This is a genomic window from Photobacterium sp. Hal280, assembly GCF_037162255.1.
In the GTDB taxonomy this organism is placed as follows: Bacteria; Pseudomonadota; Gammaproteobacteria; order Enterobacterales; family Vibrionaceae; genus Photobacterium.
In genome coordinates, this window is the sequence record NZ_JARLUO010000005.1 from 330182 (window position 1) to 343692 (window position 13511).

Annotated in this window: 14 protein-coding genes; 8 read left to right on the forward strand and 6 right to left on the reverse strand. The window is 55.8% G+C overall.

Annotation, left to right across the window (positions count from 1 at the left end; genetic code table 11):
• Positions 1 to 55: 55 nt before the first annotated feature.
• From P4S53_RS10630 to P4S53_RS10645, 4 genes are all read left to right on the forward strand, one after another.
• Positions 56 to 1273 carry an aspartate aminotransferase family protein gene (locus P4S53_RS10630; protein WP_337112677.1) on the forward strand — a complete coding sequence of 406 codons (1218 nt, stop codon included), beginning with the start codon at positions 56 to 58 and terminating at the stop codon, positions 1271 to 1273.
• Positions 1274 to 1409: 136 nt separating this feature from the next.
• A complete protein-coding gene (astA, locus tag P4S53_RS10635) occupies positions 1410 to 2426 on the forward strand; it encodes an arginine N-succinyltransferase (protein ID WP_027250646.1) in 1017 nt (338 codons plus the stop codon).
• A gap of 17 nt (positions 2427 to 2443) precedes the next feature.
• Positions 2444 to 3901, forward strand: a complete 1458-nt coding sequence (gene astD, locus P4S53_RS10640; protein ID WP_337112678.1) for a succinylglutamate-semialdehyde dehydrogenase — start codon at positions 2444 to 2446, stop codon at positions 3899 to 3901.
• A 38-nt stretch (positions 3902 to 3939) separates the two neighbouring features.
• Positions 3940 to 4734 (forward strand): DUF1338 domain-containing protein, encoded by a 795-nt coding sequence (locus tag P4S53_RS10645; protein WP_337112679.1) that lies wholly within the window; start codon positions 3940 to 3942, stop codon positions 4732 to 4734.
• 71 nt (positions 4735 to 4805) lie between these two features.
• Here the strand turns inward: P4S53_RS10645 and P4S53_RS10650 are convergent, their stop codons facing one another.
• Both P4S53_RS10650 and crp read right to left on the reverse strand, forming a co-directional pair.
• On the reverse strand, positions 4806 to 5015 hold the full coding sequence (locus P4S53_RS10650; RefSeq protein ID WP_337112681.1) for a hypothetical protein: 210 nt from the start codon (positions 5013 to 5015) through the stop codon (positions 4806 to 4808).
• Between the two features lie 182 nt (positions 5016 to 5197).
• A complete protein-coding gene (gene crp / locus P4S53_RS10655; RefSeq protein ID WP_027250650.1) occupies positions 5198 to 5830 on the reverse strand; it encodes a cAMP-activated global transcriptional regulator CRP in 633 nt (210 codons plus the stop codon).
• Positions 5831 to 6104: 274 nt separating this feature from the next.
• Between crp and P4S53_RS10660 the strand changes: the two genes are divergently transcribed.
• From P4S53_RS10660 to P4S53_RS10670, 3 genes are all read left to right on the forward strand, one after another.
• On the forward strand, positions 6105 to 6509 hold the full coding sequence (locus P4S53_RS10660) for an OsmC family protein (protein WP_337112682.1): 405 nt from the start codon (positions 6105 to 6107) through the stop codon (positions 6507 to 6509).
• A 53-nt stretch (positions 6510 to 6562) separates the two neighbouring features.
• Positions 6563 to 6784, forward strand: coding sequence for a YheU family protein (locus P4S53_RS10665; protein WP_337112683.1), 222 nt, complete (start codon positions 6563 to 6565; stop codon positions 6782 to 6784).
• 127 nt (positions 6785 to 6911) lie between these two features.
• Positions 6912 to 7781 (forward strand): phosphoribulokinase, encoded by an 870-nt coding sequence (locus P4S53_RS10670; RefSeq protein ID WP_027250653.1) that lies wholly within the window; start codon positions 6912 to 6914, stop codon positions 7779 to 7781.
• Positions 7782 to 7820: 39 nt separating this feature from the next.
• Here P4S53_RS10670 and P4S53_RS10675 read toward each other — a convergent pair whose 3' ends face one another.
• Entirely contained in the window at positions 7821 to 8792 is a 972-nt protein-coding gene (locus tag P4S53_RS10675; RefSeq protein WP_337112684.1) for a hydrolase, read from the reverse strand.
• 11 nt (positions 8793 to 8803) lie between these two features.
• Positions 8804 to 10204 carry an aminotransferase-like domain-containing protein gene (locus P4S53_RS10680; RefSeq protein WP_337112685.1) on the reverse strand — a complete coding sequence of 467 codons (1401 nt, stop codon included), beginning with the start codon at positions 10202 to 10204 and terminating at the stop codon, positions 8804 to 8806.
• Between the two features lie 129 nt (positions 10205 to 10333).
• Between P4S53_RS10680 and P4S53_RS10685 the strand changes: the two genes are divergently transcribed.
• The gene (locus P4S53_RS10685; RefSeq protein ID WP_337112686.1) at positions 10334 to 10936 is read left to right on the forward strand and encodes a LysE family translocator; all 603 of its coding nucleotides are present in this window, start codon (positions 10334 to 10336) and stop codon (positions 10934 to 10936) included.
• A gap of 42 nt (positions 10937 to 10978) precedes the next feature.
• On the opposite strand, the gene P4S53_RS10690 is transcribed toward P4S53_RS10685, so the two are convergent.
• Both P4S53_RS10690 and P4S53_RS10695 read right to left on the reverse strand, forming a co-directional pair.
• Positions 10979 to 11452, reverse strand: a complete 474-nt coding sequence (locus P4S53_RS10690; protein ID WP_337112687.1) for a TIGR02444 family protein — start codon at positions 11450 to 11452, stop codon at positions 10979 to 10981.
• Positions 11439 to 13367, reverse strand: coding sequence for an ABC transporter ATP-binding protein (locus tag P4S53_RS10695; protein WP_337112688.1), 1929 nt, complete (start codon positions 13365 to 13367; stop codon positions 11439 to 11441). Before P4S53_RS10695 ends, P4S53_RS10690 begins: the two co-directional genes overlap by 14 nt.
• Positions 13368 to 13511 lie beyond the last annotated feature (144 nt).

Below are 13511 nucleotides of genomic sequence, written 5' to 3' on the forward strand. Positions count from 1 at the left end.
GGTTAAAATTATGTAAATACTATGCGCAAAGCGATATACACAGAAGGAAAGTATAATGGCGACGGATCAAAAAGTAGGACGTCAAACCTTTGATGAGGTCATGGTACCTTGTTATGCCCCAATGCAAATCATCCCGGTGAAAGGTAAAGGTGCCCGTGTGTGGGACCAGGATGATCGTGAGTACATCGATTTCGCCGGTGGTATCGCGGTGAGCTGCTTGGGCCATTGTCACCCGGCTATGGTGTCAGCACTGAAAGAGCAGGGTGAGAAAATTTGGCACCTGAGCAACGTCATGACCAATGAGCCGGCCCTGCGCCTGGCGAAAAAACTGACGGAAGTCAGCTTTGCTGAGAAAGTCTTCTTTGCCAACTCTGGCGCCGAAGCGAACGAAGCCGCGCTGAAGCTGGCGCGCCGTTATGCTGCCGACAAATTCGGTCCGGAAAAAGATGAAATCATCGCCTTTAAGCAAGGTTTCCACGGCCGTACTTTCTTCACTGTGACCGTAGGTGGTCAGGCTGCGTATTCTGACGGCTTCGGTCCAAAACCTCAGGCGGTGACGCACCTGCCGTATAACGATCTGGAAGCGCTGGCCGCACATATCTCTGACCGCACCTGTGCGGTGATGATGGAGCCGCTGCAGGGCGAGGGCGGTATCATCTCTCCGACCCAGGAATTTATCCAGGGCGTGCGTGAGCTGTGTGACAAACACAATGCGCTGCTGGTGTTTGATGAAGTACAGACGGGTAACGGCCGTACCGGTGAATTTTATGCGTATCAGGGGCTGGGCGTGACGCCGGACATCCTGAGCACAGCGAAATCGCTGGGTGGCGGCTTCCCGATCGGCGCGATGCTGACCACCACTGAGCTGGCTCAGCACCTGAAAATCGGCACCCATGGTTCTACCTACGGCGGTAACCCGCTGGCCTGTGCCGTGGCTGAGGCTGTGGTTGAGGAAGTTAGCAAGCCGGAAGTCCTGGCCGGTGTCAAAGAGCGTGAGCAATGGTTCCGCGACGGGATTGAGAAAATCAATGCTCAGTACCCTATCTTCTCCGAAGTACGCGGTAAGGGCCTGCTACTGGGCGCAGCCCTGAATGCAGACTGGCAGGGCCGTGCACGTGATGTGCTGCTGGCGGCCGGCGAAGAAGGTCTGATGGTGCTGGTAGCCGGTACCAATGTTGTGCGTTTCACGCCTTCTCTGGTGATTGAAAAATCGGATGTCGAAGAAGGTCTGGCCCGTCTGGAACGTGCGATTGCCAAGCTTTACAACCAATAATAAGACAAGGGCAGGCACAACCGCTTGCCCTGCTTGCTGCCCCGGGTGTCACCCGGGGTAGTTTTTAGAAGAGAAAGAAATAACAGATATTCAGAGTTAGCAACCTGTGTTGCTACCTGCATCAGGAGGGAGTTCGATGCTGGTTATACGTCCCATTACAAAAGCTGATTTACCTGCACTGATGATGTGCGCCGACGAATCAGGTCACGGCTTCACATCATTGCCGGTTAACGAGGAGATCCTCAGTAATCGGATTGCGCATTCAGTGGAAAGCTTTAATAAAGACGTCACTGCACCGGGTCCGGAAGGCTACCTCATGGTGGCGGAAGATACTGAGACAGGCGAAATTGCTGGTACGACCGCCCTGGAAGCGGCAGTCGGACTGGATAACCCATTCTATACTTATCACCTCAGCACCCTGGTCCATAATTCACATCATCTGGATGTGCACAAAGTGCTGAAGGTACTCACGTTTGGTAATGACTACACGGGTGTGAGTGAACTGTGCACCTTATTCCTGCGTCCTCAGTGGCGTCAGGGGCTGAACGGAAAGCTGCTGTCCAAGTGCCGTTTCCTTATGCTGGCCGAGCACAGCCACCGTTTTTCTGACACTGTGATTGCCGAAATGCGCGGTGTATCGGATGAGCAGGGAAATTCCCCGTTCTGGGAATGGCTGAAAGAGCACTTTTTCTCGATTGATTTCGTCGAGGCCGATTACCTAACAGGGATCGGCAAGAAAGAATTCATTGCCGATCTGATGCCGAAATTGCCCATCTACGTCAACCTGCTGAGCAAAGAGGCCCAGGCCGTGATTGGACAGGTGCACGACAATACGCGCCCGGCGCTAAAATTGCTGGAAGCAGAAGGTTTCGTCAACCGTGGCTATGTCGATATTTTTGATGCCGGCCCCACGGTGGAGTGCGATCTTCGCCATATTGAGTCGGTCCGTGCATCTCAGCGCTGTACGGTTGAGATCGGCGAACATCACAGCTCGCATAATTACATCATCAGTAATACCCGTTTTGCCGGTTTCCGTGCAACGGTCGGTAAAGCGGCACTGGATGGTGAACGTAATCTGGCCATCATTTCTCCGGAAATGGCCAAGGTGTTAGAAGTGAAAAACGGGGATCAGGTTCGCCTGATTGCTCAATAACTAGGGTGGAATACAAAATGACACAATGGATTGCAGGCAACTGGCAAGCCGGTCAGGGCGAAGCGATGCAGTCGCTGAACCCATTCAGCGGTGAAGTGATCTGGGAAGGTAAGAGTGCCACAACCGAGCAGGTTGAGCAGGCTGTGGCCAGCGCACGTCAGGCACTGGTGACCTGGCGTCATACCCGCCTGGAAGAGCGTCAGGCTATCGTTGAGCGCTTCGCTGCCCTGGTCAAAGACAACAGCGAGCACCTTGCCCGCACTATCGCTGAAGAAACTGGTAAACCGCTGTGGGAAACGCGCACTGAAGCCGGCGCCATGGTGGGTAAGATTGCCATTTCTCTGCGTGCTTACAATGAGCGTACCGGCGAGCGTGAAAAAGACGTGGCCGGCACCAAAGCCGTACTGCGTCACCGTCCGCTGGGCGTGATGGCGGTCTTTGGTCCGTATAATTTCCCTGGCCACCTGCCAAACGGCCACATTGTTCCTGCGCTGCTGGCGGGGAACACTGTGGTATTCAAACCCTCAGATCTGACGCCGAAAGTGGCGGAAGAAACCGTCAAGCTGTGGGAACAGGCGGGTTTGCCAGCCGGTGTACTGAACCTGGTTCAGGGCGCGCGGGCGACCGGTGAAGCGCTGGCGCAGTCGGCCGGTATTGATGGTCTGCTGTTTACCGGCAGTGCCAATACCGGGCATATCCTGCACCGTCAGTTTGCCGGTCAGCCGGGCAAAATGCTGGCACTGGAGATGGGCGGCAACAATCCTATGGTCATCTCCAAGGCCTATGGCGATCTGAAATCCACTGTGTACACCATCATCCAGTCGGCCTTCATCAGTGCCGGACAGCGTTGTACCTGTGCCCGTCGTCTGTATGTCCCGGAAGGGGCAGAAGGGGATGCCCTGATTGCGGCGCTGGTCGAAGCGGCCAAAGCCATCAAGGTGGACGGCCCGTTTGCCGAGCCGCAACCGTTTATGGGCCCGCAAATCTCGACGCTGGCCGCCGATAATATCGTGGCAGCCCAGGAGCGTCTGATTGAGATGGGGGGTGAACCACTGCTGAAAGCCGAACGTGGTCAGGGCGCCATCGTGACCCCGGGTATCATTGAAGTCAGTAAGATTGCCGAACTGCCGGACGAAGAATACTTCGGACCGCTGCTGCAGGTGGCGCGTTACCAGGAACTGCCTCAGGCGGTCGAGATGGCCAACAACACCCGTTACGGTCTGTCTGCCGGTCTGGTGTCGACTGACGACAGTGAGTGGGAATACTTTATTGATCATATCCGTGCGGGCGTCGTCAACCGTAACCGCCAGTTGACCGGTGCCAGCGGCGATGCGCCGTTCGGTGGTCCGGGTGCCTCGGGTAACCTGCGTCCGAGTGCTTACTACGCCGCGGATTATTGTGCCTACCCAATGGCATCGATGGAAGGTGAGGCAACCGAACTGCCGGCACAGCTGTCGCCAGGGATCCAACTGTAACTCATACTTAACCCGTATTTTCGAAGGGGAACCGCATCATGGAAAGAGTGGAAAAATTGTTTGATGCCCTGTGGCAGGACTTTACGACCCGTCTTTGCCCGTCGGCGGCGCAGGTACACGATCTGCTGACAGAGGAAGAGCCTCTGCAAAATGATCATATTGCGCTGCGTACCTTTAACCTGCCGGGTGTCAGCCTGGATGTTCTGGCGGCACCTTTTATCGCCATCGGCTACAAGCCGTGCGGCACTTATCATTTCGAGCAGAAGAAACTGTACGCAGAGCACTTCGAGCACCCGAATCCGGCTGCCCCGAAAGTGTTTATCAGTGAACTGCTGGTTGGTCAGTGCTCTGCACAATTGCAGAACACGGTGCGTGCGCTGGTCAAGCAGATCCCTGACGGTGCAATGAAGGATGCGTCTTTCCTCTATAACGGCCGTTTGTGGGAGCTGGACTTTGCAACCTATGAAATGCTGGCTGCGGAAAGCGAGTATGCCGGCTGGGTGGCCGCTCACGGTTACGGTGCGAATCACTTTACTGTGAGCGTTAATCAGCTGGAGCAGTTCACGGAAGTGGCGGCGGTCAACAGTTTGCTGCGTCACAACGGGTTCAGTATCAACGAAGCCGGCGGCGAAGTGAAAGGCAATCCGGAAGTGATGCTGGAGCAGTCCTCGACGATGGCGGATCGTGTGGATGTATCCTTCACCGACGGCGTACGCACGATTCCGGGTGGTTTTTATGAGTTCGCCAAGCGTTATCCGCAGGCGGACGGTGAGCTCTATCCGGGCTTTGTCGAAGCGTCAGCCGATAAAATCTTCGAAAGTACCAATATGTAATTCAGCCAGACTGAAATACACAAAACAGCGGCCTTTGGGTCGCTGTTTTTTTATGTCTGAAATACCTGGTGTCAGTGATGTTGATCCAAGGGCAGTAACCAGGCATCGTTGTCACGGCTCAGGATCCCGGCGTGTAAACCGGCTTCCTGTTCCAGTAACTGGCGGGGTGACTGAAACCCTGTCATCTCTACTGACGCTGTGAGAAAACGCCCCATCGTGACTACAGGGCGGGGCGGCACCTGACTGTGCTGTGCATTCGGGGCAAAACGTTCGATATCCATATCGCGACATCCACATCAAACTAATATGCCAAATGTAGCACTAGGGATGAGGAAGGCAACTGAAAAACTGTGAGGTCACTAGAGGAACCCGATGCAAAGCCGGGGGGATGGGGTGCAAATGCAAGAAAAGCCGCACCGGCGGCTTTTCTGATACTCACATTGGCTGCATCACAGCTGAGTGATCAGCGAGTGCCGTAAACCACGATGGTTTTACCGTGGGCAGAAATCAGGTTCTGCTCTTCCAGCATCTTCAGGATGCGGCCAACGGTTTCACGGGAACAGCCAACGATTTGACCGATTTCCTGACGGGTGATTTTGATCTGCATCCCGTCCGGGTGGGTCATGGCATCTGGCTGTTTGGCCAGATTCAGCAGCGTCTGGGCAATACGACCGGTCACATCCAGGAAGGCCAGGTCGCCAACTTTCTGGCTGGTGACTTGCAGACGGCGCGCCATCTGAGCAGACAGTCGCATCAGGATGTCCGGGTTGACCTGGATCAGCTGACGGAATTTCTTAAAGGAAATCTCTGCCACTTCACATGGTGTTTTTGCTCGAACCCAGGCAGTACGCTCCTGGCCTTCTTCAAACAGGCCAAGCTCACCGATGAAGTCGCCCTGGTTGAGGTAGGACAGAATCATCTCTTTGCCTTCTTCGTCCTTGATAAGAACGGCAACGGAGCCTTTAACGATGTAGTAGAGGGTCTCTGCTTTCTCGCCAGCGTGGATCAGTGTACTCTTTGAAGGGTACTTATGAATGTGGCAATGAGAAAGGAACCACTCCAAGGTTGGATCTGTTTGCGGTTTACCTGGAACCATATTACTAACTTCCTCTGCAGTGTATTGCCCAACAACGTCATTCCTTGAATTGGGGTTGGGTATAACAATATCATTGTTTGCCAACTAGGATATTCAGTCAACGGCTGGGCTGCAAGCGCATGTGAACATTCAGTCCAAGAGTTTAACTTTTTTCGACACGCATTGCTTGATATTGGGTGACGATAAATGCACATTTTGGACGCATTACTGTGCACATGATCACACAGTTGTGACTTAGTTTTTAAATGCGGGTTTGAGTAGTAAGGAGCATCGCATGCAATCACGTGTTAAATGGGTAGAAGGTTTGACTTTTGTCGGCCAGTCAAACTCGGGCCACAGTGTGGTCATGGACGGGAACGGCGGCAAAACGGCGCCGAGTCCGATGGAGCTGGTGCTGATGGCGGCTGGTGGTTGCAGCTCTGTCGATGTGGTCGACGGCCTGAAAAGTGCCGGCCAGGCCATCACGGCCTGCGAAGCCAACATGACCTCAGAGCGCCGCGAGCAGGCGCCGCGTTATTTTACCTCGGTCAATCTGCATTTCGTGGTGACCGGCCATGATCTGGATGACGCGCTGGTGGCCAAAGCGGTCGGTGATTCGCTGGAAAAATATTGCTCTGTATGCCTGATGCTGGGTAAAGGTGTCACGCTGACCCATTCTTATGAAATCGTCGCCGCTTAATGGTGTTTCGGGAATGCCGTGCCGGTTTTTCCCCTTATTTTTCGGTGAGCAGTATGATCATCCCCTGGCAAGAATTGGACTCAGAGACACTCGATAATTTAATTGAACACTTTGTCCTGCGCGAAGGCACGGACTACGGCGAACGCGAGCTAAGTCTGGAACAGAAGGTCGCCAGAGTCAGGCAGCAACTGGAGAGTGGCGAGGCAGTGATTCTGTTCTCTGAACTCCATGAAACGGTTGATATTAAACTGCGCCGTTCACTGAGCGCAGAATAAAGCTGCCATAATGAAAAGCGGCAGCAGAAAACGGAAGCTGACGCCGATGAACGGGCCTGTGAAACTTGACTGCTTTCTCTGGCCCTGTTACTAACTGATTCCGTTAGGATTAACGACAAGGTATGTCATGTCTGCAAAACACCCGATCATTGCAGTAACAGGTTCCTCCGGAGCAGGAACGTCCACCACCTCAGAAGCCTTCCGTAAGATGTTTAACATGTTGAACATTCATGCGGCCTGGCTGGAAGGGGACAGCTTCCACCGGTTCACCCGCCCTGAAATGGATGTGGAGATCCGCAAAGCCAAAGAGCAAGGCCGTCATATCAGTTATTTTGGCCCGCAGGCCAACGACTTTGCTCAATTGGGTAATTTTTTCCGCCAGTATGGTGAAGACGGCAGCGGCAAGTTTCGCCGTTACCTGCACACCTTTGACGAGGCCGTGCCGTATAATCAGATGCCGGGCACATTCACCCCCTGGCAGGATTTGCCGGAAAATACCGATCTGCTGTTTTATGAAGGGCTTCATGGCGGTGTGGTGGACGGCGATGTCAATGTGGCACAGCATGTGGATTTGCTGATTGGCATGGTGCCGATTGTCAACCTGGAGTGGATCCAGAAGATCGTCCGTGATACGCGGGATCGCGGCCATTCCCGCGAGGCGGTGATGGAGTCGATTGTCCGCTCAATGGATGATTACCTCAATTACATCACGCCACAGTTCTCCCGGACCCATATCAACTTTCAGCGTGTGCCGACCGTGGATACTTCAAACCCGGTCAGTGCCAAAGCGATCCCCAGTCTGGACGAGAGTTTTGTGGTGATCCGTTTTCGCGGCATCAAAAACGTGGACTTCCCCTATCTGCTGGCGATGATCCAGGGCTCTTTTATGTCGCGCCACAATACCCTGGTAGTGCCGGGCGGTAAAATGAGCTTTGCGATGGAGCTGATCATGCGGCCGCTGATTCAACAGCTCATTGACACCGGTAAGATAGGTTAGACAGTGACGGAACAACGCCTGATGCCAGGCGTTGTTTTTTTATGCCCCCAGTTTGTCCCGGAACCAGGCCGGTACAGTGTGATCCAGCCAGAATACCGGTTCGCGCCAGGTGCCGCTGATAAAGCCGACGTGGCCGCCATGCCGGGTCAGATGATAGTCGATGTGCGGCGGCAGCGGTTGCTTGGGGATCACGGCCTCGGTCATGAAGGGATCGTCGGCGGCATGAATCACCCGCAACGGCGTGGTGACCCGGGCCAGTTTGCCCAGTCCGCTGCAGCGCTGGTAATAATCTTCGGCATTGCTGAAGCCGTGCAGGGGCGCGGTGACGGCATCGTCAAACTGACGCAGCGAGCGCAGCGCCGTGATCTGCTCACTCTGAAATGGCAGCACGTCGGGTAAGGACGCCATTTTTTTCAGCATATTCTTCTTCATCGAACCCAGCAGATAGCGCTGGTAGACCCGCGAAAATCCTTGCTGTATCCGGTCTGAGCAGGCCGCCAGATCCAAAGGCGGTGAGATCACCTGAGCGGCAGTGAGTTCCGACGCGGCGCCAGTTTCGGCAAGATAATTGACCAGCATGTTTCCGCCCAGCGAGACACCGACCGCCAGCAGGGGATTGCGGGGAAAACGCGCACGCAGATGGCGGATAAAAAAGGTGGCGTCGGAAGTTTCCCCCGAATGATAGCTTCTCGCTTGACGGTTCACTTCGCCGCTGCAGCCGCGAAAATGCATCATCACCCCCAGCCAGCCCTGCTGCCTGGTCGCAAACAGCAGGCTGTGGGCGTAAGGGCTGCGAAAACTGCCTTCCAGGCCGTGAAAGAGGATCATGACGGGTTTCTCCGCCGGGTGATGAGACGGCGTGCCGGTCCAGACCAGATCGAGGAAATCATCATCCGGGGTCTGAATGCGTTCTGTCAGCGGCTCGAACCGGGGCTGCCGGCGAATCATCCGCGGCAGAATGGTTTGTAGATGGGCGTTACGCAGGCCAGCGGCAGGCTCAAAATGATGCATCAGTTGCTCCCTCACAGCGGAAAATCCGGGTATGGTTCCTGAGCCAGCAGCTCAGCCAGAATAGCCAGACCCTGTTCAAGTTTATCATGACTGTGCGGCGCGCTGACGGCCAGACGCACTGCCTGGGGGATGGTACTGCCCGGCGGCGTAAACAGCTCAGCTGACTTGACGATCACGTCTCTGGCTTCAGCGGCCGCGACAAAGTCGCTCAAGCGCCAGTGGTCCGGCAAGCTGAGCCAGGCATGGAAGCTCTGCGCGTGATGCTGTATCTGATAGGGGTGCAGATAGCGGTCGAGCAACGATTGTCGCTGGGCGATGTCTTGCCGGATCGCGGTCAGCAGCCGGTCGGCATCGCCCTGGTGGATCAGCTCGCAGGCCAGGGCACTGAGCAACGGGCTGATCATCAGGCAGTGATGGTGCAGCGCCGTGTTCAGCCGGTCCTGATGTTTGCCCGGCACCTGGATATACCCCAGCCGCAAACCCGGGGCGAGGCATTTCGACAGGCTGCCGAAGTGGATCACCTGTTCACGGTCGAGATTGACCAGCGGCGGCGGAGCGTCGACCGGCAGCAAGCCATTGACATCATCTTCAATCACCAGCACCTGGTGACGGCGGCATACCGCCAGAATGGCTTCGCGCCTTTCCCGGCTCATGACGGCTGTGGTCGGATTTTGCAGGGTGGGCGTGCAGTAAAGCATCCGGGGCTGATACTGGCGGCAGGCCGTCTCCAGACTCTCAGGGATCAGGCCTTGCTCATCCATCTCCACCGCTCTGACATTGAGCTGCATCTGACGGGCCAGCCCGAGAAAGCCGGGATAGACCACTTGTTCGGTCAGCAGGGTATCGCCGCTGCGGCAGAACACCGACAGCACCAGCTGAATGGCATGCTGCGCGCCGGAGGTGAAATGCATACGCGCCGGGTCGAGCTGAGTGCCATGGCGGTTGAGCCAGCGGCAAATCACCTCTCTGTGTTCGCTCAGTCCTTGCGGATCCTGATACAGCATCAGGTGGTTGAGCTGATCGGCCTGCTGCGCGATCGTCTGCATGGCCTGCGCCAGCGGCGCTGATCGGTCGAGATAAGGCGGGATGTTATAGCCAAAATTGCACTCATCGGGTGCCTGAGTGGGGTAACTGAATACCCAGCCCGGGCGCTGACTCTGGCTGACGTAAGTGCCGGCGCCCACTCTGGCTTCCACCAGCCCCCGGCGTTCAGCTTCGGCATAGGCGCGGGTAATGGTCCCGACCGTGACCTGCAGTTGATCGGCCATGGCTCTGTGCGTCGGCAGCTTGCTGCCGGCGGTCAGCCGGCCCGATTCAATCAGATGTGCCATGGTTTCGGCCAGGCGACGGTATTTGGGCAGGCCATCGTCACACCTGGCGAAAAATTCTTGCTGAATGGTCTCGATTGTCATGGTGACAATAAATCCTTTGATCGCAATTTACACCCTTGATAGTCTGCATTTTGACCGCTTCAGTGGGGTTTAAGCAAGTGAAAATTAAAATTGTATCAATACAATTAGGTGTGAATCACGGAGTCGCAGATGAACCTGGAATGGCAATTTTTAATCTCTCTGGCCGCATTTGCGGCCACAATGACCGGAACCCCCGGGCCGAACAATATGATGGTAACGGCCTCGGGGGCCAATTTTGGCTACTGGCGCACCGTCCCGCACATGCTGGGCATCGGCGGGGGGCTGGTGAGTATGATTCTGCTGGTTGCGGCTGGGCTGGGGGTGCTTTTTGTGCAATATCCTGTGCTGCATGACGCCCTGCGCTGGTTGGGCAGTGCCTATTTGCTGTATCTGGCCTGGAAGATTGCCTCTGCCGGAGGCAAGGTTCAGACAGAAGACAGTGACGCCAGACCGATGCCATTCTTCGCAGCGGCCCTGTTTCAGTATGTGAACCCCAAAGCCTGGATGATGTCGGTGACCGCGATCAGTACCTTTACCATGAGCGGGGACGGGTACTGGCTGTCAGCGGCGGCGGTGGCCCTGATTTTCTTTGTAGTGGGCTTTCCCTGCGTCTCGCTCTGGGCAGGATTCGGCACCATGATTGGCCGCTGGCTGGATCAGCCGAAAGCCAGACAGATTTTCAATCTGATGATGGGCGCACTGACTGCGGGTTGTGTGGTGATGATATGGTAAGGCAGCCAGGCTGCCTTGTTCATGCTGCTTTTACTGCGATGGTCAGCCGCGAATCGCGGCGGTCAGGCTGGCGGCATCCAGCTGCTGGCAGTACTGGGCCAGGTTGTCGGCCGGCGGCGGCAGCGCGGCTCTGGCCTGCTGCGCCTGATGGTTCAGGCAGCGGATCAGATCCTGCTGCTGGTTCTGCTCCAGCAGCAGCTCAAAATCCAGCATCTGCTGGTAACCGGACTGGTCGAGCTGAGGTTTCAGTGTGCGCCGCAACTGACGGTAGGCTTTGAGCTGGCTGTCGCTCGCGCTCAGCGCCTGATTCAGCTGGCGGATTTCTGTCTCTGACAAGGGGTACTGCTGGCTGTCGAGCCAGAGCAGTAACAGGGCCAGATTGACATTGCCCCGGAAATCATCCTGAAGCTGCAGGCAGGCCTGGCTGACCCCGCCCAGGCTGTAGTGCTGCAGGCAGAAGCGCCAGAACTGATCCGGCTGAAAAGGCTGTCGGGCGGAGTGCTCAGAATTTGACATTGAATTCCTGTTCCATTGTTTCTAACTGCTCGTGCAGTTCCATCCATTCCATCTCAACCTCTTCCAAAGCGGCTTTGGCCTGACTCTGATCAAGCAGTGTCTGGTTCAGTTGGGCTTTATTGTCCGCCTCATAGATGCTGGCATCAGACAAGGCGGCTTCTGCTGTCGCCAGAGACTGGCTGAGTTTTTCCATCTTCGCTTCCAGTTTTTCAACCTGCTTGCGCAACGGCGCGGTTTGCTTGCGAAACTCAGCTTCCAGGCGTTTGAGCTCTTTGCGTGACGCGGCACTGTGGTCTTTACTGGCGGTGTCCGGTTTGCCGGCCTGCTGTTCGCGGCGTTCGCTGCGCTGCTGCTCTGCCAGCCACTTATGGTAATCATTGAGATCGCCATCGAACGGTTCAACTTTTCTGTCATGCACCAGATACAAATCATCTGTGGTGGCGCGCAGCAGATAACGGTCGTGGCTGACGATCACCATCGCCCCTTCAAAGGACTGCAGGGCCAGCGTCAGTGCCTGACGCATGTCGAGATCCAGGTGGTTGGTCGGTTCATCCAGCAGCAGCAGGTTCGGGCGCTGCCACACGATCAGCGCCAGGACCAGTCGGGCTTTTTCACCGCCGGAAAAGGGGCCAACCTGATCCAGGGCCTTGTCGCCTTTGAAGCCAAAACTGCCGAGGTAGTCGCGCAGCTGCTGTTCTGTGGCTTCCGGTGCCAGGCGGTTCATGTGTTGCAGCGGGGTTTCATCCAGGCGCAGGGTTTCCAGCTGGTGCTGGGCAAAGTAGCCAATCTTCACGCCTTGTGAGAAGGTCAGATCGCCGGCCTGCACCGGCAGTTCACCCGACAGCAGTTTGATCAGCGTGGATTTACCGGCCCCGTTACGGCCCAGCAGACCAATCCGGCTGCCCGGGACCAGGTTCAGACGGATCTGATCCAGAATTCGGGTGTCACCATAACCCGCCGCGACCTGATCCATCATCATAATCGGGTTAGGCAGTGAGTCCGGCTCGCGAAATTCAAAGCTGAAGGGGTTGTCGAACTGGGCGGGCAGCACTTTTTCCAGTCGCTCCAGCGCTTTGATCCGGCTTTGCGCCTGGCGGGCTTTGCTGGCTTTATAGCGGAAGCGATCGATATAGGACTGCATGTGCGACATTTGCTTTTGCTGCTTCTGATACATCGACTGCTGCAAAATCAGTTTTTCCGCCCGCTGGTTCTCAAACGACGAATAGTTGCCTGTGTATTCGTTCAGGCGCTGGTTCTCGACATGAATAATGCGGCCGACAACCGGATCGAGAAAATCGCGGTCGTGTGAAATCAGGACCAGAGTGCCCCGGTAATTTTGCAGCCATTTTTCCAGCCACAGCACGGCATCCAGATCCAGGTGGTTGGTCGGCTCATCGAGCAGCAGTAAATCGGAACGGCACAGCAGAGCCTGGGCAAGATTTAGGCGCATCCGCCAGCCACCGGAAAACTGCGTCAGGTTCCAATCCATCTGGGCCTGCGAAAAGCCCAGACCATCGAGCAGTTCGGATGCCCGGGCTTTGATACTGTAACCGCCAATGGCGTCAAGCTTGTCGTGCAGCAGAGCCACCTTGTTGCCGTCATCGGCCAGCTCTGCCGCCTGCAGTGTCTGCTCCAGCTGGCGGTACTCGCGGTCGCCGTCAATCACATAATCCAGCGCGGTGCGTACCAGTGCCGGTGTTTCCTGCGCGACCCAGGCCAGCTCCCAGTGCGATGGGATAGAATGTTGCCCGGCATCGACGGTCAGCTCGTTTTTGATCAACGAAAACAGGGTGGATTTCCCACAGCCATTCTTGCCCACCAGTCCGACTTTATCGCCCGGATGAATCGTGGCAGTTGCCTGATCTAAAAGGACATTTCCGCCCCTGAGTAATTGAATATCAGAAAAAGTGATCATCGCCTGTTACTACCGGCTGTTGCCGCTCCACAACAAATAGGTTTCTGGGGCGGCAGTCTATACTAAACCTCGGTGAACTGCGAACAAGGCCGAAGACTCAGGAACGGGCAGCGCATTATTGTTGCTGTTGAAATCTCAGGAATT